Source organism: Vibrio sp. zbq_1, from assembly GCF_043102935.1.
In the GTDB taxonomy this organism is placed as follows: domain Bacteria; phylum Pseudomonadota; class Gammaproteobacteria; order Enterobacterales; family Vibrionaceae; genus Vibrio; species Vibrio parahaemolyticus.
Map to the genome: position 1 here is coordinate 762,146 of NZ_JBICJH010000004.1, position 23,606 is coordinate 785,751.

The window sequence follows — 23,606 nt, forward strand, 5'->3', positions numbered from 1 at the left end:
AGACGAGCCAGACTTGGATAAGTCGTGATACGTCAAATACAAAATACTTAGTGTGAAGGTTTGAACTGTGACTTACGCATACGGTTAAGTGCTGCCATTACATCCAAAGTACGTGGTTTAGCAAGGTCACCTTGTTTAGGCAGTGATGCGTGCCATTCGCCCGATAACATCTCTTCAATTTCTTTTGCAGGGTTGTTACACCAACCAGGCAGTTGTGCAAGTTGGAACCACAACCAACCAATGGCGTTCACCTCGTCAGCAGACTCAATCTGCTCTAGAGAGCTAAGGTCAGTAAATTCTTTACCAAAACGCAGTGAATCTTTGCCTTTTGCACTTACGCGGAATTTACCATCAGTCAATATATTCATAAGAGCCACTCGGTTTAGTGCGCGTGGTCGGAAAGTTTGTAAGCTCTCTTCTGATTCGTTATGGCGCTGAGTAGGGTGCTGAGCAATCACTTGTTTTGCTTTTTCAGTCACGTCGACCGCTTGGTAGTCATGCATCTGAATAACGGTATTCGCCACATCTAGGTAATCACCAGAGCCACCCATAACGATGATAGTAGAGATATCCAGTTCATCACGTAATTGACCGATACGGTCAACCAGCGGTGTGATTGGCTCATCACCTTTTGCCACAAGTGCCTGCATACGCTCATCACGAATCATAAAGTTAGTTGCTGACGTGTCTTCATCGATCAGCAGTGATGTCGCACCGGCTTCGATAGATTCTTGTAACCAAGCCGCTTGCGATGTTGAACCTGATGCATCTTGCGTTGAGAAATCTGCAGTATCTTTACCCATTGGCAAATGGTTGATGTAGTTCGACAGATTTAAGTGATGCACACAACGGCCATCTTCAGCACGAATCTTCATCGCTTTCTGATCTGTCACGATGTACTCGCGACCATCACCAGGAATGTGATCGTAAATAGAACGCTCAATGGCGTTCAGTAAGGTCGACTTACCATGAAAACCACCGCCGACAATCAAAGTGATGCCTTTGGGAATGCCAAGTCCAGTCACGTAACCTTTGTTTGGTGCATGCAGAGTCACCTGCAAAGACTCAGGAGCCGTAAACTCCACTGCTTCTTTCATCGGCAAATCACAGTTACCCGCAATACGTGGTAGAACGCTACCATTCGCAACAAACGCAACAAGATTGTGTGCTTCTAATTGTTCTCTTAGTGCGCTTTGATCTTCTACGACTTGACAGTGCTTCACCATCGCTTCTTTATCCAACTCACGCTCAAGCGTCGCGCGTCGAATAAATTTAGGCAGATGGAACGTGAGGATGTTGTTCGCCTTTTTACCAAGCACAGAACGGCCTTCAGCGGGTAGGTTGACACGAAAACGCAGTTCAATCCCTTCTTCTGTGAATAGCACCGCTGTGCTGTCTAAAACCGTTTGACCATTTAAAGCGATTGATACGGTATTTTCTTGTTTAGCAAATTGCTCAAAGCTACGAGCAATAAAGTCGCGAGCCGCGCGTTGGAACGCCGGAGACTCGTCTTTTAGCCACTCAAGACCAGTTAGTGACCAAGCACGAGTCGCACGAAAACGTGACGCAGAAGCATACGGGTCGCCTTGAACATGATCGATAAACAACGTGAAATCAGTGAAGTCATACTGACCTTTGATTTGTTGGTAAGCACGGTAGTTCTGCTTTTCAATTTTCTTAAGCGTGGCAGTTAACTGATCCATGAAGATATTGGCCTTTTAATTAGAAGCGGGCGGCGATTATAGAAACCGCCGCAAGGAGAGTAAAGGAGAGCTTATGAAGAATAGGCGTATTGGCCACCAATTTGACGCTGATTAAACAAACTTTGTTCGAACTCGTTACAAGGCATCGGTTTTCCGTACAAAAAGCCTTGTCCGATATCGCATCCTTCGCCAATCAAAAACTGCTCTTGTTGTGGCGATTCAATTCCTTCAATGACCACTTGCAGCTCAAGTTTTTTCGCAATATGGATGATGGAACAAATGATTGCGCGGTCATCGTCGGATTTTTCCATTTGCTGAACAAAACTCTTGTCGATTTTGATGGCATCAAAAGGGTACTTCTTCAAATAACTGAAAGAGGCGTAACCCGTACCAAAATCATCAAGTGACAATGTCACGCCAAGTTTATTCAATTTTTTAAGGGTTGTTCGTGCGACCACTTCATCAGCAATTAACGCACTTTCTGTCACTTCTAACTCAAGAAAACGTGCCGGAAGGTGAAACGCTTCGAGAAGGTGTTCAACTTGCTCGGCAAAATTCACGTTTTGCAGTTGAATAGGAGAGACATTTACCGCGACTTTGAAATTATCGAATAACTCAGACCACTGTTTGGCTTTGTCGATAGCAGTACGCAGAACAAATGAGCCCACTTCAAATATGAGCCCATTTTGCTCAGCCATGTGGATGAGCGCTTCGTTAGATACATCGCCTAAAACGGGGTGACGCCAGCGTAATAGCGCTTCTGCACCTATCCATTTGTGCGTATGAGGGTTCACTTTCGGTTGGAAATACAACATCAAATCGTCATTACGTACCGCTTGGAGCAGATAACTTTCGAGCTGATTATGGTTGTTCAACTCATGCGTGTGGCTCTCACAGAAGTAACTGTAAGCTTCACCCGACTCTTTACATAGCAACATCGCGTAACAAGCATTTTGTAGAAGTTGTTTGGCACTGCTCGAGCGATGAGCCTGAACTACGCCAACGTAGGAGTGCAAATGCACTTCTGTGTCGTTGATATAGAAGTTCCCCACGCTGATATTAGTGATTTTATCGAGCAGATTATGCAGTTTCGAATCAGCATCTTCTCCCCATAACAAAAGCACTAAGTCGTTTGAACTTGGGCGACCAGTAATGAAGTAGTTTGAATCGTTCGTCCCAAGGCGCTTGCGAAATTCTTTGAGGATCTCATCAAACGCTTCAAAGCCGTATCGAGTTTGTATGCTACGCGCATTACTAAAGCCCACATTTATAACAATTAAAGACTGATGCCCGTGTTCTAGGGATTGAAGCGTATCTTCAACCACCGCTTCCAGTGCGGCGCGATTAAGAAATCCGGTACCTTGGTCATGGGTTTTCTGGTAGTTAACTTGTCTTTCAGCGGCTTTGCGGCGGTCAATTTCTTGGGTGAGTGAAAAGCTGAGTTGGGCGAGGTCAGTAGTTCGGTTTTCTACGCGATTTTTGAGTTCGCTGTTAAGTCTCAACAGTTTGTATTGTTGGTAGACAACAGCAAGTTGAGCTTCTATTGAGTCCTTGAACGTATTGAGCAATTGCCGGTAAGTTTCGCTGTACTCATTGGCTTTGGAGTCCAACATACAAATGGTTCCAAACGTTTCTCCATTTGGCCAAAACAACGGCAAACCACAATAGGAGAGCATACCAAGTTTGATGTCCGGGTTATTCGACCATTTTTCATCTGCAAGGGCATCGGGAACAACCAGTTGGCTTTTGGTTTCAATGACATGTTCACAGTACAAACCATGTCCAAGATCTTCTTTGTCACCAGCTTTATATGGATTACCTTGGGTGTCGCTTGAGGTGTTTACTTCGATGTGGTTTTGATGCACTCGCATGATAAGCGTGGTTGGCACGTCTGCAATCTGTGCGAGGAGATTGACGATATCCTGCCAGCTTCGCTGCATGGATTCAGGAATCTCATAATCTAGTGTTTGAAATCTCCCCATAGAGACCTTCCTTTCCGGTAGTTTCACATCCTGTGAATCGAAGATTTATGCAGTAGTAATTGTTATAACATTAGTCGTTTTACTTAAGTATAGGGTCGCCCACAGACGAAACAAAAAAAAGTCCTGAAAACCTTTCAGGACCCTAAATTGTTGGAAGCCATCTCAAATATGAAACAAATTTGACGAACTTATGGCTTAAGTGACGCCAAGGTTTCTAACGAAATGTCTTGCGAGTAGTCTACATCGTCAAAGTTAAAGCCGTTGAGTTTCATGAACTCGTCTTTAAAGCCTTGGTAATCACCAATCTCTTTAAAGTTCTCCGCATTCATTTGTTCTAATAAATGACTCACTTCAGCCTGCGTTTGCGGATCCAGTTCTAAGTCATCAATTCGAATTAATCGCTCGCCATCAACAGGAACTTTAGGCTGATCGTAAAGCTTCGTCGTGAACAGACGTTGCATTTGTTCGATGCAGCGTTCATGCGTGCCTTTCTCTTTCATTACTCGGTACAGAGCTAAAAGGTAAGGGCTCAGAGCAGGAATGAAAACACTGGCTTTGGTTACCAGCGCTTTACACACCGTGGCGTAGGCACCACCGTCGAAGTTAGCCAGCTTCAGATTCAATGCATGGCTGGTTTGGTGCAAATCAATTTTGGCTCGGCCTAAAGTACCATCGAGATAGATTGGGTGAGTAACTTCTGGGCCCATGTATGAGAATGCAATGGTTTTGCAACCTTGAGCGACGGATTCCGTGTTGATGAGAGTATCAATCCAGCTTTCCCAATCTTCTCCACCCATGACCTTAATGGTCGCTTCTGCTTCCTCTTCGGTGGCAGGCTCGAGCGTGGTTTCAACCCATTGATCATTTTCAAGTAAGATGGAAGCGCCAGTAACCGACTCACCAATAGGCTTAATCACACTGCGCCAGAACGTATCTGAATGAGGTTTTGGACGAACGCCCGCTGCAAGGCTGTAAATCACCAAATCGACTTCACCTTCAAAGTAGGTTTCGATCGCTTCGATAACTTCATTACGGACAGAGTCAGAGAATGCATCACCAACAATATTGATTGCAGTGCGTCCTGCATGTGTTGCTTCTTGTTTGAAAAAGATGTTGTTGTACCAGCCTGCGCTGCCAACCCCTTTCTCAGATGGACCTCGTTCAAACGAGACGCCAATGGTGTCTGCTTCAGCGCCGCCAAACGTTAGGGCAATACGTGCTGCTAACCCAAAACCGGAGGAAGCACCAATAATTAAAACTCGTTTAGGGCCGCTTTTGATCTGCGGGGCTTTTTTTACGTATTCAATTTGCTCTTTTATGGATGCATGGCAACCGTGTGGATGCGCAGAGCGAGCAACAACACCTTGAATTAACGGTTCTATTCGCATTGTTGTGATCTAACCTCGGTGAGTGGAATTCTGGTTAGATTAACGTAAAGTTAGGTAAAACTTATTGAGCTAGACCATCAAAATTAGAGATGTTTAACCAATTCTTGAGCAACGAATTCCGCAATCCAAGGTTGCGCTTCAGGTTTCGGATGTAAGCCATCATCCATCATCCACTCTGGTTTGGTGATCACATGCTCTAAGAAGAACGGCATTAACTGAACTTGTTGATGTTCAGCCAATTTGGGATAGATGTCGTAAAACATGTCGCTGTAGCGCTTGCCGTAGTTAGGTGGGACACGAATTTGCATCATGACCACATTGGCACCAGAATCTTTGATCATGCTAATCATTTTCGACAGATTCGACGTAATAACTTTGGGAGGGAAGCCACGCAACCCATCATTGGCGCCCAACTCGATAAGAACTAAGTCTGGTGTATGTTGGTCAAGCAGTTGCGGGAGGCGAGCCAAACCGTTGCCAGTAGTGTCTCCGGAGATGCTGCCATTAATAACTGTTACATCTTGCCCGTGTTCGAGCAGCGCGTCAGGGAGTAAGCTAGGCCAACTCTTCTCAATCGGCATTTGATAGCCCGCACTCAAGCTATCACCAAGAACAAGAAGCTTTTCGCTTGCTTGCGATGCGGCGGAAAGACAAAAAAAGAGAACTAAGGAAAGTAAACGAATCATGCAAACACCTGTACTCAAAGCACCTATTGTTCAAGCGAATTTGGTTTCTAAACAAGTCTCTACTAATCAAGAACAATTAACAATCCTTAAAGATGTAAATGTTGACATCAGAAAGGGCGAGACCATCGCAATTGTCGGCACATCTGGTGCAGGCAAATCCACTCTAATGACATTGTTGGCGGGGCTCGACACACCAACCTCCGGAGAAATCACGCTTCTAGGACACGAACTTTCGAAGCTAGATGACGAAGCTCGTGCGAAAATCCGAGCCGATTCTCTAGGATTTGTCTTTCAAAGCTTTCTACTTATCCCAAGTTTGAGTGCACTTCGCAATGTGACCTTACCGTGTCTTTTACGCGGAGAAGCCGAAGATGAAGCACGAGCGACAGAATTATTAAGCGCCGTAGGATTGGAAAAGCGACTCGACCACTTACCAAGTCAACTTTCTGGTGGTGAACAACAACGCGTCGCGTTGGCCAGAGCATTTATGACTCAGCCAGAATTGCTGTTTGCTGATGAACCGACAGGGAACCTTGATCACCAAACCGCGGATAAAGTCATCGAGCTGTTGTTCGATCTCAATAGCCAGCACGGTACGACATTAATATTGGTCACTCATGATGTGAACTTAGCAAGCCGATGCGACAGAATTTATCGTATGGAGGCGGGTGAGCTTAAGGAGGAGATGTAATGTCAGCAGTATCTTCAAGTGAAGTAACATCTTCAGATCAACGTGGATTGAAGCAACACTCTCCGAATAAAAGTTTGGTGCGTTGGAGTTTGGGCGAAATTAGACAAGGAAACCTTTGGCCGATCAGCGTCGCTCTTGTGTTGGTCATCGCGAGCATTTTTGCATTGTCTGCACTTGCATCTCGTATGGAGCAAGTGATTGTCAAGCAGGGGAAGGATGCATTAACAGCGGATGCGGTGTTCGTTTCCGCAAACCCATTATCTGACTCACTATTAAAATCGACAGAGCAACTTGAGCGCTCCGTGATGACCCGATTTTCGACCATGGCTTTTAGCGATAACGGAATGCAGCTTATTTCTGTACGAGGTGTCGATGAAAGTTATCCTTTAATGGGAGAGTTGGTTTTAGATGGGAATGAGTCAGGTCGCGTGAAGCCTAATCAGCTTTGGTTAGACGAACGTATTATGGCTCAATTAGAAGTCACTAAAGGTGACAATGTAACTATTGGTGATGCAGATTTCACTGTTTCAGGTGCCGTGCTGATGGAGCCGGGTTTAAGTTTCAATCCATTCCAACAAATGCCTGCGGCGTATATTCACCAAAGCGACGTAGAAAAAACAGGCGCGATACAAGTCGGCAGTCGAGTGCAATATCGACTGTTTCTAAAAGCAGACAATGCGGCGCTAAAGCAACTCCAAGATAAGACAGAGCTGTCACCAAGTGATCGCTGGCGTACTCAAGATACCGCGAGTCGCAGCAATGAAGTTTTTGATCGCACTACACAGTATTTATCATTGACCGTAGCTATCGTCATAATTATGGCCGCGACAACGTTGGTTCTTACTTGCCAAAACTACGTGAATAGCCGAACTCAAACCATCGCAATGTTGAAAAGCCTTGGCGCGAGCAGACGTTGGATAGAAAAGTGGTTATTGATTCAAGTTGCCATTCTATTGGTAACCGCCAGCATTGTCGGACTCATTCTGGGTAGCGGCTTGGAATATTTGTTACGTATTCCTCTAAAAGATCTCTTGCCAAACCCACTGCCGAGTTACGGCGTCACTCCGTTTATTGTCGCTGTGGTTTCTGCCATTCTCATCACCGTTCCGGCGCTTGGTATCCCGCTACTTGGGTTAATTAAGACACCAGCACTTGAGGTTTTACAGCAGGGCACAGCGCAACGATCTTGGAAGCGACTGCTGCTCGTTCTTGTCCCAGTGCTTCCATTGCTCGCGTTGTACGCAAACAACACTTTGGTTTGGATTGTACTGGCGGGTATTGCAGCACTATTTGTCGTGTTGGCCGGATTAAGCATCGCACTGACGAAGTTATTCTCCCGCTTTGCCACCAAGCCAGCGATGAAGTTGGCACTGAGCCGAATCAACCGCACGCCTATTACCAGCGGTTTGCAGTTTGGTGCGCTTTCACTTTCTTTGATGCTCCTTTCCATTATTTGGCTTGTCCGTAGCGATATCCTCGCAGATTGGGAACGGACTTTGCCTGCGGATGCGCCTAATGTATTTGCATTAAACATTGCCGGTTATGAACTGGCTAACTACCTAGAAACACTGGATAAAAATGGAGTGACGCGGTCACAAGCATTTCCAATTATTCGAGGACGACTCACAGAGATTAATGGCCAAAACGTTAAAGGCGTTGAATATGAAGGGGAAGGCTCTGACGCAATCCGTCGAGAGCTTAACTTAACATGGGGTGATCAGTTACCAGAATATAATGACGTTCTTTCAGGAAAATGGACGAACGCAAACAGTGTATCTGTTGAAGCCGATGTCGCGCGCGATTTGGGTATTCAACTTGGAGACAAATTAAGGTTTGTTATCAACAGCCAAAACTTTGATGCGTCGGTGGATACCATTCGCTATGTTGAGTGGCGAGATATGAAGCCTAACTTCTATTTCATCTTTTCTTCTGATGTGATGGCAAATGTTCCGGGTTCATATTTAATTAGCTACCGAATCAATGAAGGAAACGAATCGCTGCTTACATCAATGTCGAGAGCGCACCCAACAGTTTCTGTGTTAGACATCCGAACGATGGGAGAGAAAATACAGGCGCTAATACAACAAATCGTTTCTGCGATCACCATTCTTGCTTTGTTAGGCGTAGTTGCAGGACTATTGCTCATTTTTACATTATTGCGATTGAGCTTGTCTCAACGTCAGCAAGAAATCCGTCTGTATCGTACGCTTGGCTCAAGCAAAAAACGGATTAATACAACCTTGTGGGCGGAATACGGAATTATGGCGCTTGTCGCAAGTTCTGTCGCCGTTATGGCAGCCGAAGCCTGTGTTGCAGCAGTGATGAAGTATGGGTTTGACCTCAATGCTCAAATTCACCCTGAATTGTGGATAGCTTTACCGTTAGCCACTTTCGTTACACTGGCACTTGTTGTAATGAGTTTGTTGAAAAGATTGCTAACGCCAGTAAACACTTAATACCCATTTATATAACTAACGCGGACTCACTCCATGACATTTTTATTTTAGTTATCCACAAAAACGGTGGATAACTTTTGGGATAACTGGAGAGGTCAAAAATAGGGGTGTTTCCGCAAGCTTTACGCCATGGGTCTTAGAGTGGGATTCTTATACACAACAGGCTAAAAATTCGCTCATCAAACCACTTCGTCAAGCACTTTTTTTGCAATTTTTTTATTCCGTAAAGCAACTTTTAAAGTTATCGCAAACCCATGAACTTTTTGTGATTTTAATCATGCCAAAACCCGAGTAGAATCACGGTTAGTAAAGATTTCTCCTTATAAAATTTTTAGTGAAGCAATGAAGTCTGAGTTTCTAAGTCATAAAGATAAACACATCGCCGTTATAGGTGGTGGTGTAGCCGGTGCCACAGCCGCCATTCATTTTGCAGAGTTGGGATTCAAAGTCTCTGTTATTGAAAAGGGCGTCTCGTTAGTCAACGGCCCACCAATTTGTCACCTTCATGCGGGCGGTAATTTGTATCGTGAAATTTCTGAACAACAATGTTTGGATTTGCTTACGCAATCTATAGATACGATCAGACTGTATCCTCACTCACTGAATATTCGTCCTACCATTATTGCCGTACCTCACTCTGATGGGGGTGACCCATTCGCGCTTCTGCCTCGCTTAGAGGTGATTAAAAGTGCTTACCAGGCGTTGGTCGACAAAGACGAACACAACAAAGTACTTGGCGAGCCTGAAGAGTATTTCAAACTGTATTCGAAAGAAGAATTGCAGGAACTGGCAAAACAAAACCAACCAGAACATCCATCCACCTTTGATGAATGGAGCATTCCTTTTGCTCAGCACGCTGATTTAGAGCAATTAAAATATCCGGTCGTTGCCGTTCAGGAGTATGGTTGGAGCGTGTTCCGATTAGCGGCTATTGCTAACTTAACCTTAGCAAAACTGCCGAATTCAAACGTGATTACTCAAGCGACACTGAATCAGGCAGATTGGCTTGGTGATCATTGGCAATTGACTTACGAACACAATGGCGTCAATTGTTTGCTTACTTGTGATTACTTAGTCAACGCATGTGGTTTCGAGACGGGAACTATTGATAACGCAGTTGGCGCTAAGCGTGACCGTTTAGTTGAATTCAAAGCCGCTTACGTGACCAAATGGAACGAATGTAACCAGCAATGGCCAGAAGTCATTTTCCACGGCCCCCGTGGCACAGATAAAGGAATGGCGCAATTAACTCCTTATGGAGATGGCTATTTCCAGCTGCACGGCATGACGAAAGAGATCACGTTGTTTGAAGATGGCTTAGTTGAAAGCACGTCACTCTCTGCTCAACCTGAGCTACCTGTACCGTTACTGTCTAAAATTCGCAGTGGGTGGCGTGAAGAAATTTTGGGTGAAAGAACGCATAACGCAATACAACACATGGCCCAATTTATCCCTGATTACAAAACAGCGGAAAAAGGTGGCAAAGCATTGTTTGGTGCTCAACAGATTCCAGGCACAGATCCTGTGCTTCGCGCGGCAGATGTTTCATTCGAACAAAATCACTACGCTCGAATTGAAGTTGTGAAAGCGTCTTCTACGTTGTTAGCTGCTCAAAAAATGCTTCAGTATTGGTTTGATATCACGCCTCAACAAAATGTAGAAGCGCAACATCCAGTGACCGTTAATTGGTCTGAAAACGAAATCGAACAATACGCGATTAAACTTACCGAAGAACGAGGCTATCCGCACGCTCTAGCTGAACGCTACGGGATGTAAACAGCCAAAAACTGAATAGGGCTCAGTAGCCAAAGAACTGAGCCCACTGACACCACACATCCTGTAAACCTTGTCTATCACCCTTGATGAAACGCACTTTCTGACCCGGCTTCGCTTGCGCTAATCTAGGCAAATCTATTCTTGCAACACAACCAAGCTTTGGATACCCGCCAATGGTTTGGTGGTCATTGAGTAATACAATCGGATTACCATCATGGGGAATTTGAATGGCGCCTAGCGCGATCCCTTCAGATAAGATGCCATCATAAGGTGGCTTTACCGTATTTCCTTCAAGGCGATAGCCCATTCGATTAGAGTCTGGCGAGATCGCAAAGCTTCCCGAATAGAATTTTTCTTTAGCTTCAACACTGAAATCATCACATTGATAACCTTCAATAACGCGTAGTGTAATTGGCAAGTTGTAATCTGGCTTGAAACGAAATGTCATGATTCTTGGTTTATGGTTAGGTAATGAATGCGCGTCAAAAGGGAGAACATCTCCAGCTTTTAGAGCGTTACCATTGGCTTCTAGTCCACCTAATGCTTCACGAAGCACGGTCGATGAGCTCCCAAGGTGCTCAGGCACATTGAAGCCACCTTTTACAGCGAGATAGGCGCGAAGGCCATTTTTCGCCATTCCGAACTGAAGCTTTTGACCTTTTTTTATCGAAAAATCCGACCAATTAGCAATAGGGTGACCATCTACTGATGCATTCAGATCGCCGCCACAAATTGCCAGGTGACAGTCTTGTAAGGCGACAAAACAAGCATTGCCTAGCGTAATCTCGATTGCTGAGCAATTTACACGATTTCCAAGTAGATGATTAGCCCAACTGTAGGCGTAATCATCAACAGGGCCACCTTGCGTTATCCCGATGTGAGCAAGACCAAAACGGCCAAAGTCTTGAATCAATGACAAAGGCCCTGACTTTTCAACTAATAATCCTGATGCGCTCATAACGCTCCCCCTAATTCAAGAAATTCCTGTTTTGATACCGCATAAAACGTGACCTTGTCACCAACTTCAAAAGGAATAAAAGGAGGAGTATCCGAAAAGAGTGAGAGTGGAGAGCGACCTATGATATTCCAGCCACCTGGACTGTCTGATGGGTAAACGGCGGTCTTACTATCGGCAATGCCGACACTTCCTGATGGCACAAACGTTCTCGGCGTTTTTAACCTAGGCATGGCGATACTCTCTTCCACATCAGAAAGAAAGGCGAAGCCAGGTGCGAACCCAATCGCGGAAACGGTATATACCGGCTTTGTATGAGCATCAATAAGCGCTCCGAGATCAATGCCTTGTTCTTCAAAACGCTCCAAATCTAAAGCAGTTTCTTCCGAGTAATAAACGGGGATCGAAATTTCGTTAGGCTCAGCCTTGTCGGCTTTATTTGGATCAAACGCGACTAAGATATTGTGCAGTATGTCGACTAACTGAAATTCACTGATTCTGAACGGTAAGTAATCAATTAACACGGTTCGATAGGAAGGAACGATATTCATGACAATATGGGACAGATGTTGGTTCATTGCTCGCGCTAACTGTCCAATTGAGTTTTCAGAAATGGTTTCATCAAATCGAATCAAAATGCTGCATTCAGAAACCAAATCAATCGAGAACTTTGTTTGATGCATTAATTTCCTCCGGAGTAGAGGCTTTGACGAATTTTTTGAATCAAAGCGATCGACTCTTCATTGTCTCCATGGACGCATATTGTGTCCGCTTCTAACAAGATATAACTGCCTGACGCGGTTTTTACTCGGCCTGAATCAGCCAATGTTCTGACTTGTTCTAAAATCGCTAGCTCATCTTTCAAAACGGCATTTGGGTGCGTTCTTGGTGTCAACATCCCATCATCCTGATACAGGCGATCGGCAAACGCCTCAAACAACAATGGCACATCATAATCGTCCGCGATTTCTAAATATTTTTCGTTCTCTTGCGATGCAAGGATCATCAACGGTACTTTAAACAGTGCGGCTGCTTTAACGACCGCTCGAAAAACCGCATCGCTTTTCATCATATCGTTGTAAAGGGCACCATGAGGCTTGATATAACCGATATCGGTATACTGCGCACGGCACAATGCCTGCAACGCGCCTACTTGATAGATCACCATGTTAGTAATTTCATCGCTGCTCATACTGAGGCTGCGTCGACCAAAACCTTGTAAGTCGGGATAACCGGGATGCGCACCAATATCAACATCGTGAAGATTCGCTAAGGTAATCGTGTCGTGCATCACGTTCGGATCGGAAGCGTGAAAGCCACAAGCAATGTTCGCCATATCGACATGAGGCATCACGCTATCGTCAGCGCCCATCGTCCAAGAACCAAAGCTCTCGCCCATATCGCAATTTAATGTCAGTTGCTGTTTATTCAATGTCATATATTTATAGTTACCTTAGCAATCACATCACGATGCAGGAAAAACCTTTTATCTTCAGTGACTCAGTTCATTCTTCAAACAACCAGAATGAGATTTTTACTTAGAACTCGAGCTGAGAAAGATCATTAGAGTCCAGTACGTCGTTATCGTTCTTTGATTTGATCCGAATTTTAAGGTAATTCGGTCCTTTTCAATCCAATTTTTGAGAATTTAACGTTATTTTGCTTTGCCGTCATGTTAGTCTTACGGCTTCTATTGGGTGATAGTTTGCATAACAACTCTTTTGTCTTCTAGTTGTTGTTGTGCGACAGGAATATATATGTCATTACGAGCAAAGCTTATCTGGCCGATTCTGGTTTTTATTACGGCGATCTTTGTTGCTTCAAAAGGTTATACCTCGTACACCGCATACCAATCGTCAAAACATGAGTTGGTTGAGCAAACTCGCAAGTTAATCAATAACGTGTCTTATTCAATTAAAGATGCGCTCACAACAAAGAACAAGCGAAAAGCACAAACTATTCTGGCCGATCTTCTAGAACAGCCCAACGTTTCTAGAGTGAAATTGTATGATAGGGCCAATGAACCTTTTGTTGTGCTTGAAGGGAGTGGGGAGTCTGCTCCCGTTCCTAATCAAAATGAAAGAAGTAAGCTCGATGCATTAGGGTATGCGTTGTCCGCCAAGTTTTTGTACGTACTTGAGCCTATCATCCATGAAGGGCATGTGATTGGTTCAATTCGAGTGACGTTGTCACACATTCCAATTATAAATGCGCAACATTCATTCTTGAAAGATGCCGGCGTACTTCTGCTGATATTGGCGGCTGGTGGCATTATTTTCTACATTACCATTGATCATATCATTCTAAGACCGTTGCTCGATCTCAACGGTGCAATTCAAGATGTTACTTTTGGTAATGCCTCTCACGTACAAATTCGTCATCATTCTAAAGACGAACTGGGCGAAGTTATTCACTCATTCAACCGAATGATGACCAAACTCCGAAAAAGGGAAAAACAACGCCAGCATTCGTTAGCTACGCTCGAACAAAAAAGAGCATTTTCAGAAGAAGTCATTGAATCCATTCAGTATGCGTTGGTTATTACCGACAACCTTGGCACCATTATCCACAGTAATGCTGCGACTCAGCATATATTTCAGAAAACACCGGAAACATTAGAAAATGCGAATATCCGCGATCTGATAAAAACAAAAATGCCGAACGAGCTTAGCCAAATTCTTAGTCGATGCTTAGAGTGTGATGATATCCACCTTCAAAACATTGATAACGAACAGCAGCTAAGCCTAACGACTCGTCGTTTGTCTAACCACGGTTATCTTCTCTTCGCCATTCAAGACATCACAGAGATTGAAGAGGCGATGAATCGCCAGCGCGTAGCTGGTCGAGTGTTTGAAGCCAGTCAAGACGGCCTTATTGTGCTTAATCACAAAGGCGTCATCACCATGGTTAACCCAGCAGTCACCAAACTTGTGGGTTTAGAAATCGACCAGTTAGTTGGTCAGTCTTTCATTCAAACTCTTCGTTGGCGAAAATTACAAGAAATGATGCCGAGTATCATTGAGTCCATTGAAAACTATGGCGTATGGCAAGGGGAAGTGATTGAGCAAAATCACTTAGGCTTACTTGTGCCAATGTTTGCTCGAGTAAATCGCATCGTGAAGTGCGAGGATAACGGTTTCTACGACTTGGTCATTATTCTTACCGATCTCTCCAATGCAAAAGAGATGGAGCGCCTCGAGTATCTCGCACATCATGACGCGCTTACAGGATTAGCAAATCGTTCTAAGTTCCATTTAGAGCTGGAAGATTTAGTCCAAAGATCAGGCTATCAGCGCGATGAATTTGCGGTACTTTATCTTGATCTAGATGGTTTTAAGGAAATCAACGACACATACGGCCATGACGCTGGGGATGAAGTTTTAAAACGTGTCGCAGATCGTTTGACATCGGCGACTAGGCACAGTGACTTAATCGCACGCCTGTCTGGCGATGAGTTTGTTATGCTGGTCAACCCGGCCAATCAAAAAGTCGTAACGCGAATCGCCGAGCAATTGTTAGAGAGCATCTGCGCGCCTATTGAATACAAAGGTAATGAGTTAAAAGTCGGTGTGAGCATTGGGGTGAAATTGGTTGGCGTTAATGAACGAGACGCAACCCGTATTTTAAAGAGTGCGGATACCGCAATGTACCAAGCGAAGAAAGCCGGAAAAGGGCAAGCAATATTAATGGGATGCGAATTGCAAGAGACCGTTTAAATTGTCGCATTAAAGCTTTACACTAACCGGATTCGCGTCAGAAGGATTGATAAAATGAAAGTACTTGTTACGGGTGGTATGGGCTACATTGGCAGCCACACTTGTATTCAAATGATCGAAGCTGGTATGACACCAGTTATTCTCGATAACCTATACAACAGCAAATCTACAGTCTTAGAGCGCATTGAAAAAGTATGTGGCGTAAAGCCTACTTTTATTGAAGCGGATATTCGCGATAAGGCTGCGCTTGTTGAGGCACTAAAAGCACACAATATTGAAGCCGTTATTCACTTTGCCGGCCTAAAAGCAGTCGGAGAATCAGTAGAAAAACCGCTTGAGTATTACGATAACAACGTAAATGGCACACTTGTTCTTGTGGACGCAATGCGTGAAGCAGGCGTGAAATCACTGGTATTTAGCTCATCTGCGACAGTTTATGGTGATCCTGCATCTGTGCCAATTACTGAGGACTTCCCAACTAGTGCGACTAACCCATACGGTCGTAGCAAGTTAATGGTAGAAGAGTGCTTAACTGACTTCCAAAAAGCGAACCCTGACTGGAGCATCACACTTCTTCGTTACTTCAACCCTGTTGGTTCGCACCCAACTGGTGAGTTAGGTGAAGACCCGCAAGGTATTCCAAACAACCTAATGCCATTTATTTCTCAAGTAGCAGTTGGTCGTCGCGAGTTTCTATCTGTCTTCGGTAGTGATTACCCAACCAAAGATGGTACTGGTGTTCGTGATTACATTCACGTAATGGATCTATCAGATGGCCACGTTGCTGCGCTAGAAAAAGTCGGCAGTAAAGCTGGTTTGCACATCTACAACCTTGGTACCGGTAATGGTTACAGCGTTCTTGAAATGGTAAAAGCATTTGAAAGCGCATGCGGTAAAAATGTGCCATACCAGCTGGTTGAACGTCGACCTGGTGACATTGCAGAATGTTGGGCAGATCCTTCAAAAGCAATGAATGAACTAGGCTGGAAAGCATCACGTACTCTTGAAGAGATGACAGGAGACACATGGCGCTGGCAATCAAATAACCCACAAGGTTACCCAGACGCTTAATCTTTTAACGCTATAATAACAAAAAGGCGCATTCCAGCGCCTTTTTTGATCTAAATCGGAAAAAATCGTAAATTACTGGTTAAAAGGTAGCAACCAAATAGATAAGTGCTAAACTACCCATGACTCTTAATTTAGGTCGTAAATTTTCTTGTAGCTATTGGGGTAGTTCATGGAGCTTGGTCTGATCATCGCATTCATCGTTGCAGCAGCAGTGATGGTGAAGAAAGAGATGGCAAAACAGTAAGCTTTCATTTTTCATACTTTTCTTAACATTTTTGAAATGAAAGCCAATTAAAAAAGCCAGCATTAAGCTGGCTTTTGTGTTTTCGGAGGCTTTAGAACTCGTATTTTGCTGTAATTGACCAGTTCCGCCCAGCTTGAGTCAGATCTTTGTTCTCTGTCTGAAGGTCACGCACATCATTCCAATTGTAGTACTCTTCATCTGTCACGTTGAACAGACCTGCTCGCAACGTAAGATCTTTTATAGGTTTGTAGTACGTGGTGATATCTACAACCGTAGCAGCAGAGAGAGGCAACACTTTATCGTCATTTATGTCGCTTTTGTCTTTAGAAGCTGTGTAGTTAATGGTTAACGTGGTTCCCCAGTTTTGTTCTGAATCGTAATTAAAACCAGCGACAAGGTTCCAAGGGTTAACACTGTTTAGTGGATTATTGTTTCCATCTTCACCTTCCGTATACGCCGCTGCTACACGAGAGCTAAAGCCTTCGATTGGCATGAACTTGTTCCACGAAAGTTGGTTTGAAAACTCAATACCTTTAATTGTCGCTTTGCCTATATTCACGTACTGCTGAATTGCAGGGTCAGTCACTGGCGTCCAAGTGCCAGAGACGGTTTTACTTTCGATGAAGTTGTCGTAGTCGCTGTAGAAAACTGACACTTCACTGCTAGAAATGTCATTGTTATGTCGCCAACCAAACTCGTACGAAATACTGTCTTCTGCTTTTAAATCAGGATTTGGCTTAAAAATGTAGCCATGCATTGGGTTACCGAAAGAGTAGTACAACTCCTGGAAATCTGGAGCACGGAAACCTTGGCTGATTTGCGCGAATAAACGATGTTGTTCATTAAGCTTATAAACAGAACCTAAGCGGCCTGTAAATGCAGAATCAGAGAACTTTTTGTAGTCGCTAGCCGCGTTACCACTTGGGTTACTGCTTGTATCGCCTGGATCGGTTTCAAATGCATCCCACCGTACGCCCGGAGTAATCGTAAAGTTACCTACCGTAATCTCGTCTTGTAAAAAGAGCCCGTAACGACGCTCGCTCGCAGAAGGAATATAGAAAATTTCTTTGTTCGCGCTTGCACTGTTGTACTCTTTGTTGACGTTCTTAATGTCTTTATCACTAAAGGATGCACCGTACACAAAGTAATGCTCTGTACTACCAAGCGAGAGATATTTGTCAAACTGTGAGTCAAACTGGTAGCCTTCATCCTCGTAGATGTAGTCTTTACGTTGGATATTCTGGCCTTTAACACGATCAGTAATGCCGTTTTCTTCCTTGCTAAGCCAATCTAGTTGCCAGGTAAGGGAGTCCGCCAGGGCCGTTTGCATCTCCCAAATATGTTTTATACCAACTTGATATTGCTCTGTTACATCTTCACTTGTTGCATTCGTATAACCGTTGTAAGACTGCTTTCCGTTGCCTTTGTTGCGAATATAATTCCCATTGAACTCAACACGATGTGCATCATTGACTTGGTACTGAAGTTTAACCAGTAAGTTGTTCGCTTCAGTACTTGCATCTGCTAGATCTCCAAAGTTATCCAGTTCATCGCCGTCGCGACGCGTATAGGCAACTAAAGATTCCAAATCGCCCGTTTTGTTCGCTAGTGCAACAGATTCACTGAATGTATTGTCTTCGGAAGAGTAGTTGAACTTCGCATGGCCCCCAAAGTTACGACCCTTAAGGAAATCAGCCGGATCTTTGGTTTCAAATGCCACAATGCCACCAATTGCGTCAGAACCATGCAGAGACGATGCTGCACCTTTTACAATTTCAACCGCTTTTATTAGGTCGGTATCCACGTTAACGCGAGCAGAGTTAATGAACGTATTCCCTGATTCGAACTGGTTACCTTGAGATACGCCGTCAACAAGAACCTTAATTCGGTTACCTTCGATACCTCGAATATTGATACTCTGGACACCTTGACGCGAGTTTGTCTTAACCGTGACTCCTGGCGTGTACTCAAAGATATCATCTAAGCCAGTGACCATGCTTTCTTCGATGTTCTTATCAGTAACGACGGCAACAGAAGCAGCAGTGTCTTCGATTTGGCTATTAGTACGAGTCGCAGTCACGACCACTTCATTGAAGGTTGAATGGTCTTCAGCGTAGGCACCTTGGGATAGTGCAATCAGAATAGAGGCTGATAAAATTGATTTATTATACATTGGTTTCAATACCTTAAATCCATAATAGGCAATAACAACGCGCAAATGTTAATGGATCTAAATAATAATTACTATCATTATCATTATCATTTTAACATTCAAATTTTGATGTCGTCTATTCTTGAATGCTTGGCATTTCTAGTCTTTATTTATCAGTGTGTTATATTGTTGAAAACGATTTCTGACAAATCTATCCAAATATCACAGCTGTGATTCACATCACACAAAGGGAGTTATCGTGCAGAGCCCTATCACTTTAGAAGCGCTCCATATCTTGGATGCGATAGATCGCAGAGGCAGCTTTGCGGCAGCGGCAAATGAGCTCGATAGAGCACCATCTTCACTGAGTTACCAAATCCAAAAGCTCGAACAAGATCTCGACATCAATATTTTTGACCGTTCAGGACACAAAGCGCTCTTTACGGAGGCGGGTAAGCTCATTTTGGAAAGAGGGCGTGCAATTCTGCAAGCGAGTGAAAAGTTAGTGAATGATGCGACTTTACTTGCCAACGGTTGGGAGTTGGATATTACTGTTGCGTTTGATGGCATCATTCCAATTTCAAACTTCTTTCCGATGGTGGATGCGCTGGCGGAAGTAAGCTCGACACGCATTAGGCTGCAAGAAGAAATTCTTGCAGGAAGCTGGGAATCTCTGAATACAGGAAGAGCTGATCTGCTTGTGTGCCCTTCGTTGGATACGTTACCGCAAGAAGTGAAAGCAGAGAAAATTGGCAAGATGTCCATGATTTGGGTTGCGGCAACCGAGCATTACGTTCACAAACGCAGTGGCGAGTTTGATGATTCAGCAAGAGAGAAATACCGAATTATTGCCATTGCAGACACCGCACGCGAACAGCCAGCACTTTCGATAAACATCATTCAAAAGCAACCTAGACTCACTGTTACTAACTTTACAGCAAAAGTAGAAGCATTAACCGCAGGCTTAGGGATTGGTACCTTACCTAGACAAATCGCGCTACCGTTAATAGAAAAAGGCGTACTTAAGCAAATTGAAGGCACAGAAGAGCAGCCGATGGATATCATTCTAGCGTGGAGAAGAAACACCATGGGTGAAGCGAAATCTTGGTGCATTCAGTATCTGAAGAAGAATTGGAAACTAAAGTAACAGCGTCACTTTTTACTTCTTAGATTCAGATGAGTCTACTGAATCTAAGAAGTTGAGCGGTAGAAAGAGAGCACGCTCCTCACTCATTAATTTAAAGGTAGCACCATATCTGCCGTACCGTCTGCAAACTGGACATCAACTTCAAACCCCAAACGTTGAGCAAGCATCAGCATCCCTCGATTGGTAGGCATTGTCATACCTGACATTTGTTTCGTGCCTTTAATTTTGCAATAGCTGATGATCTTCTCCATCAAGATTTTTCCTAATCCTTTTCCTTTCAAATCTGAGCGAACCAAAATCGCAAATTCAGCATCACTATTGTCTGGCGTGATCAGCGCACGCGCGACACCAATGATCGACGGTCCACTTTTATCAAAGGCTACTGCGACAAAGGCCATCTCTCGGTCGTAGTCAATTTGAGTAAAATTAGCTAAAGCTTCGTGGTTAAACTCACCAACCTCTGAGAAGAACCGTTTATAGAGATCTTCTTTGGATACACTATTGATGAACTGAGCGTGGAGTGGCTCATCTTCAGGAAGAATTGGACGAAGAAGGATTGGTTGACCATCACGCAGTGTCACAGTTTCAACAAATTCAGCAGGGAAAGGGCGAATAGCCAGTCGTTTTTGAGCGTCACCTTCATATTTGCAAAGCGTCACATCAGCATCAAGTATGGTTAAGTCATCTCCAGACACCAATACTGGATGGATATCCAGTCTTTGTATTTCAGGTAACTCAACCGCCATTTGCGAAATACGAACTAAGAATTTTGACAGCTCAGTGATATCGAGCGCATCTTTGTGTTTCTGAAGACGGATCTTCCCGGACTTTAATGCAACCACGACTAAATAGCGTGCAAGCGTCATATTCAAAGGAGGCAGGGCGGCCACCGCATCTTGAGCGATGTTCCATTCAGATCCACCTTGACCAAGTAAAATGACAGGCCCAAATACCTTGTCAACCGCGATACTGATTCGCAACTCTTCCGCGCTGCCAAGCTTCGCCATGCCTTGAACTAGCAGGCCGTGTACGTTTGCAGATGGGTAACTGAATTTGACGGTATCTAAAATCGATTGTGCAGCGTTAGAAACTTCTCGACTATTTCTCAAATTAAGCGCCACGCCGTGTACGTCTGATTTGTGAGGAATATCAGGAGAGCGAAGCTTCACGGCGACCGGGTAGCCAATATTTTCTGCCATGTGAACAGCTTCGATTTCATCCGATGCTATCCAAGTAGGCAAAACATTAAAGCCAAAAAGCTTAAATAGTGGGCTAGTTTGGTGTGTATCCAGTGTAACTGTGTTTTTATCCAGTAGTCGTTCATCTACCCATTCTTTTGCAGAATTTACGCTACCTGAGTGCAGTGGCTCTGCTGTTGTTGGCGTTTCCATCAACTGTTTCTGGTTTCGCCTGTATTCAACGAGGTGCATGTACGCAACGACCGCGCTTTCCGGCGTACGATAGGTAGGTATCCCCGCTTGAGTGAATGCCAGTCTAGCATCTCGAGATGTTTGTTCCCCAGACCAGTTAGTTAGGACATTAAAATGTTTATGTCGAGGGTGATTCTTGATGGCTTCAATAACCGCCAAAGCCGTTTCATAAGAATCAGACACGGCAGAAGGACTGTGCATAATCAAAATCGCATCAGCACAATCATTATTCATTACCGCATTGATCGCATCTACGTAGCGTTTTTTCGTTGCATCTCCGGAAAGATCTATCGGATTAACACCCCGCCAGTTAGACGGTAAAATGGCTCGGAGCTGATCGGTTGTTACTTCGTCCAGAGTCGCTAAATTGCCACCTCGTTCAACTAGTGTATCGACTGCCATGACGGCAGGGCCGCCACCGTTAGTGATGATGGCTAAGCGTTCTCCACGCAACGGAACTGAGTGCGTCAGCGTCTCTACCGCAGCAAATAACTCATGCGTATTGCTAACACGCAGCATACCCGTTCTTCGTATCGCAGAGTCATAAATCACATCGAGCGTATCGCCATCTTGCTGCTCGAACGTATTCATTTCTTTTGAACGACCAGCTTTCAACACTAATATACGACGATTGCGAGAAGCGGCACGGGCTGCAGACATAAATCGTCGTGCATCTTGAATGGAGTCGACATACAACAATATTGCTTCGGTATTACCATCCATACTCAAATAATCGAGCAAATCTGCAAAATCAATATCTTGTCCACGCCCAATCGAGATAAATGAAGAAAACCCGATATTTTTGTCGTTAGCCCAATCTAAAACCGTGGTACAAACGGCAGCCGATTGAGAGATAAAAGCAATCTTTCCCGGCTTTGCTGCGACAGGCGAAAACGTACAATTGAAATTATGCCAAGGTAAGATAATTCCAAGACTGTTTGGTCCAAGAACCCGAATATTAAGAGATGACAAATCTAGCGTTTGTGCATCATCAGAAATTACTATCGCGAATGGAGTACCACGCTCATCCAGCTCTTTGAGAAGTTGTTCATTTCGCGAAGCATTAGTACAGAGAATAGCGATATCCGGCGTATAGGGCAGGGAAGCAACATCGCGATAGGCAATGACACCCGATACCGCTTTATACCTTGGGGTAACTGGCATGATTGCACCGTCAAACCCACTTTGCAGAAGATTCCGCATAACGACTTGGCCTGCACGGAGTTCTTTTTGAGAGGCGCCAATTACCGCTACGGAACTAGGTTTAAAGAGCTTATGTAGTTTATTCATGTGAACTCCTGCGGCTTGTCGCGACTTACTTGCAATCTGCTACGTTGATATCAACAATCATAAACGAATAAATAGGCCAGAAAACATAAACGAACCGGACATTGAAGCAAATCTATACAGTGCTTGTAGAGTTTGTGTTACTCATCACATCAAATTCGCAGATTATTGTATTTGATGCTTGATAAACGGGCCTGCTATCGGCATGATTTATCGTAATATTTATCCAGAGCGTTTGTTACTTCATGAAAAAAATCGCAATCATCGGCTTATCAGTCCTTCTTTCAGCTTGTGTTTCGGAAACTTACATCACAGATGTCACCTCCGAAAGCTACCGAGAAGACTACAAATCAGACGCAGTCTCTAAGCCTATAATGGCGTCTGAAAGTGCAGTTGTAGAACAAGACGTTAAGCCTGAAGTCGTGAAAATGACGGCAAAGCCTGAAGAGAAAAAAGTGGTGAAACTCACACCAAAAGAGCAGGTAAAACCCGTTAAAATCGTCCCACCGAGCAAGAAGCAAGCAGGTATTCAACGATTCGGTTACACCATCCAAGTAGTCGCCGTCGGTAGCCAAGCTAAAGTTGATCAATTTGCAAACAAACTGCCTCAAAACGGTCAGCCGATTTGGGAGAATTACAAAGTTGTCAACGGCACAAAGTGGTTCTCGGTTCTTTACGGTGACTACGCAACAAGCGCCGAAGCTCAACAAGCGATTTCAACGCTTCCAACTCAATTCCAACAGTTGAAGCCTTTTGTTAAAAGCATTGACGCAATTAAGAACTCATCATTTCCAACGCTTAACAAACTCAACTAATCAAACCAAAATAAGGGAGCAATACGCTCCCTTATTTCTTTGGTCAAATCCTATTCGAACAGAATTCCTCACACTAAAATAACTGTACGTTACACCTCAAAGGTTTA

Annotated in this window: 17 protein-coding genes; 7 read left to right on the forward strand and 10 right to left on the reverse strand. The window is 44.2% G+C overall.

Going from position 1 to position 23,606, the window contains the following annotated elements:
* Positions 1–47: 47 nt before the first annotated feature.
* From ACF8CV_RS03730 to ACF8CV_RS03745, 4 genes are all read right to left on the reverse strand, one after another.
* On the reverse strand, positions 48–1,703 hold the full coding sequence (locus ACF8CV_RS03730) for an ABC-ATPase domain-containing protein (protein ID WP_025546194.1): 1,656 nt from the start codon (positions 1,701–1,703) through the stop codon (positions 48–50).
* Between the two features lie 71 nt (positions 1,704–1,774).
* Entirely contained in the window at positions 1,775–3,685 is a 1,911-nt protein-coding gene (locus ACF8CV_RS03735) for a GGDEF and EAL domain-containing protein (protein WP_005498840.1), read from the reverse strand.
* Positions 3,686–3,873: 188 nt separating this feature from the next.
* A complete protein-coding gene (gene fabV, locus ACF8CV_RS03740) occupies positions 3,874–5,073 on the reverse strand; it encodes an enoyl-ACP reductase FabV (protein WP_021484013.1) in 1,200 nt (399 codons plus the stop codon).
* 83 nt (positions 5,074–5,156) lie between these two features.
* The gene (locus tag ACF8CV_RS03745; RefSeq protein ID WP_005455373.1) at positions 5,157–5,759 is read right to left on the reverse strand and encodes an arylesterase; all 603 of its coding nucleotides are present in this window, start codon (positions 5,757–5,759) and stop codon (positions 5,157–5,159) included.
* Here ACF8CV_RS03745 and ACF8CV_RS03750 point away from each other — a divergent pair.
* From ACF8CV_RS03750 to ACF8CV_RS03760, 3 genes are all read left to right on the forward strand, one after another.
* Positions 5,758–6,450: an ABC transporter ATP-binding protein gene (locus ACF8CV_RS03750; RefSeq protein WP_005455354.1), complete on the forward strand. Its 693-nt coding sequence runs from the start codon at positions 5,758–5,760 to the stop codon at positions 6,448–6,450. The two genes, ACF8CV_RS03745 and ACF8CV_RS03750, sit on opposite strands and share 2 nt — an antisense overlap.
* Positions 6,450–8,906 (forward strand): ABC transporter permease, encoded by a 2,457-nt coding sequence (locus ACF8CV_RS03755; protein WP_171055852.1) that lies wholly within the window; start codon positions 6,450–6,452, stop codon positions 8,904–8,906. The genes ACF8CV_RS03750 and ACF8CV_RS03755 overlap by 1 nt, the downstream gene beginning before the upstream one ends.
* Before the next feature lie 342 nt (positions 8,907–9,248).
* A complete protein-coding gene (locus ACF8CV_RS03760; RefSeq protein WP_138937288.1) occupies positions 9,249–10,682 on the forward strand; it encodes an FAD-dependent oxidoreductase in 1,434 nt (477 codons plus the stop codon).
* Positions 10,683–10,704: 22 nt separating this feature from the next.
* Here the strand turns inward: ACF8CV_RS03760 and ACF8CV_RS03765 are convergent, their stop codons facing one another.
* From ACF8CV_RS03765 to ACF8CV_RS03775, 3 genes are read right to left on the reverse strand one after another with little or no spacing between them, the layout of a single operon-like run.
* Positions 10,705–11,640: a biotin-dependent carboxyltransferase family protein gene (locus ACF8CV_RS03765; RefSeq protein ID WP_005498848.1), complete on the reverse strand. Its 936-nt coding sequence runs from the start codon at positions 11,638–11,640 to the stop codon at positions 10,705–10,707.
* On the reverse strand, positions 11,637–12,320 hold the full coding sequence (locus ACF8CV_RS03770; RefSeq protein WP_069528927.1) for an allophanate hydrolase subunit 1: 684 nt from the start codon (positions 12,318–12,320) through the stop codon (positions 11,637–11,639). Before ACF8CV_RS03770 ends, ACF8CV_RS03765 begins: the two co-directional genes overlap by 4 nt.
* Positions 12,320–13,075, reverse strand: a complete 756-nt coding sequence (locus tag ACF8CV_RS03775; RefSeq protein ID WP_020835288.1) for a 5-oxoprolinase subunit PxpA — start codon at positions 13,073–13,075, stop codon at positions 12,320–12,322. Before ACF8CV_RS03775 ends, ACF8CV_RS03770 begins: the two co-directional genes overlap by 1 nt.
* 319 nt (positions 13,076–13,394) lie before the next feature.
* Between ACF8CV_RS03775 and ACF8CV_RS03780 the strand changes: the two genes are divergently transcribed.
* Positions 13,395–15,353 carry a diguanylate cyclase domain-containing protein gene (locus ACF8CV_RS03780; RefSeq protein ID WP_138937289.1) on the forward strand — a complete coding sequence of 653 codons (1,959 nt, stop codon included), beginning with the start codon at positions 13,395–13,397 and terminating at the stop codon, positions 15,351–15,353.
* Between the two features lie 54 nt (positions 15,354–15,407).
* Positions 15,408–16,424 (forward strand): UDP-glucose 4-epimerase GalE, encoded by a 1,017-nt coding sequence (galE, locus tag ACF8CV_RS03785; RefSeq protein ID WP_005498859.1) that lies wholly within the window; start codon positions 15,408–15,410, stop codon positions 16,422–16,424.
* Between the two features lie 126 nt (positions 16,425–16,550).
* Here the strand turns inward: galE and ACF8CV_RS03790 are convergent, their stop codons facing one another.
* Positions 16,551–16,676 (reverse strand): hypothetical protein, encoded by a 126-nt coding sequence (locus ACF8CV_RS03790; protein ID WP_005480852.1) that lies wholly within the window; start codon positions 16,674–16,676, stop codon positions 16,551–16,553.
* An 83-nt stretch (positions 16,677–16,759) separates the two neighbouring features.
* Positions 16,760–18,841: a TonB-dependent hemoglobin/transferrin/lactoferrin family receptor gene (locus ACF8CV_RS03795; protein ID WP_138937290.1), complete on the reverse strand. Its 2,082-nt coding sequence runs from the start codon at positions 18,839–18,841 to the stop codon at positions 16,760–16,762.
* Positions 18,842–19,079: 238 nt separating this feature from the next.
* On the opposite strand from ACF8CV_RS03795, the gene ACF8CV_RS03800 reads away from it, so the two are divergent.
* Complete coding sequence (locus ACF8CV_RS03800) at positions 19,080–19,967, forward strand: LysR family transcriptional regulator (protein ID WP_005455339.1); 888 nt, start codon at positions 19,080–19,082, stop codon at positions 19,965–19,967.
* Between the two features lie 86 nt (positions 19,968–20,053).
* On the opposite strand, the gene ACF8CV_RS03805 is transcribed toward ACF8CV_RS03800, so the two are convergent.
* Complete coding sequence (locus tag ACF8CV_RS03805; protein ID WP_025442755.1) at positions 20,054–22,687, reverse strand: bifunctional acetate--CoA ligase family protein/GNAT family N-acetyltransferase; 2,634 nt, start codon at positions 22,685–22,687, stop codon at positions 20,054–20,056.
* Positions 22,688–22,929: 242 nt separating this feature from the next.
* On the opposite strand from ACF8CV_RS03805, the gene ACF8CV_RS03810 reads away from it, so the two are divergent.
* Complete coding sequence (locus ACF8CV_RS03810; RefSeq protein ID WP_005455347.1) at positions 22,930–23,499, forward strand: SPOR domain-containing protein; 570 nt, start codon at positions 22,930–22,932, stop codon at positions 23,497–23,499.
* Positions 23,500–23,606: the final 107 nt, after the last annotated feature.

Excerpts from the sequence above, each read along its gene's own strand:
- ACF8CV_RS03730 (WP_025546194.1), bottom strand. The coding sequence starts at position 1,703 with ATGGATCAGTTAACTGCCACGCTTAAGAAAATTGAAAAGCAGAACTAC.
- ACF8CV_RS03735 (WP_005498840.1), bottom strand. The coding sequence starts at position 3,685 with ATGGGGAGATTTCAAACACTAGATTATGAGATTCCTGAATCCATGCAG.
- fabV (WP_021484013.1), bottom strand. The coding sequence starts at position 5,073 with ATGCGAATAGAACCGTTAATTCAAGGTGTTGTTGCTCGCTCTGCGCAT.
- ACF8CV_RS03750 (WP_005455354.1), top strand. The coding sequence starts at position 5,758 with ATGCAAACACCTGTACTCAAAGCACCTATTGTTCAAGCGAATTTGGTT.
- ACF8CV_RS03745 (WP_005455373.1), bottom strand. The coding sequence starts at position 5,759 with ATGATTCGTTTACTTTCCTTAGTTCTCTTTTTTTGTCTTTCCGCCGCA.
- ACF8CV_RS03755 (WP_171055852.1), top strand. The coding sequence starts at position 6,450 with ATGTCAGCAGTATCTTCAAGTGAAGTAACATCTTCAGATCAACGTGGA.
- ACF8CV_RS03760 (WP_138937288.1), top strand. The coding sequence starts at position 9,249 with ATGAAGTCTGAGTTTCTAAGTCATAAAGATAAACACATCGCCGTTATA.
- ACF8CV_RS03765 (WP_005498848.1), bottom strand. The coding sequence starts at position 11,640 with ATGAGCGCATCAGGATTATTAGTTGAAAAGTCAGGGCCTTTGTCATTG.
- ACF8CV_RS03770 (WP_069528927.1), bottom strand. The coding sequence starts at position 12,320 with ATGCATCAAACAAAGTTCTCGATTGATTTGGTTTCTGAATGCAGCATT.
- ACF8CV_RS03775 (WP_020835288.1), bottom strand. The coding sequence starts at position 13,075 with ATGACATTGAATAAACAGCAACTGACATTAAATTGCGATATGGGCGAG.
- ACF8CV_RS03780 (WP_138937289.1), top strand. The coding sequence starts at position 13,395 with ATGTCATTACGAGCAAAGCTTATCTGGCCGATTCTGGTTTTTATTACG.
- galE (WP_005498859.1), top strand. The coding sequence starts at position 15,408 with ATGAAAGTACTTGTTACGGGTGGTATGGGCTACATTGGCAGCCACACT.
- ACF8CV_RS03790 (WP_005480852.1), bottom strand. The coding sequence starts at position 16,676 with ATGAAAGCTTACTGTTTTGCCATCTCTTTCTTCACCATCACTGCTGCT.
- ACF8CV_RS03795 (WP_138937290.1), bottom strand. The coding sequence starts at position 18,841 with ATGTATAATAAATCAATTTTATCAGCCTCTATTCTGATTGCACTATCC.
- ACF8CV_RS03805 (WP_025442755.1), bottom strand. The coding sequence starts at position 22,687 with ATGAATAAACTACATAAGCTCTTTAAACCTAGTTCCGTAGCGGTAATT.
- ACF8CV_RS03810 (WP_005455347.1), top strand. The coding sequence starts at position 22,930 with ATGAAAAAAATCGCAATCATCGGCTTATCAGTCCTTCTTTCAGCTTGT.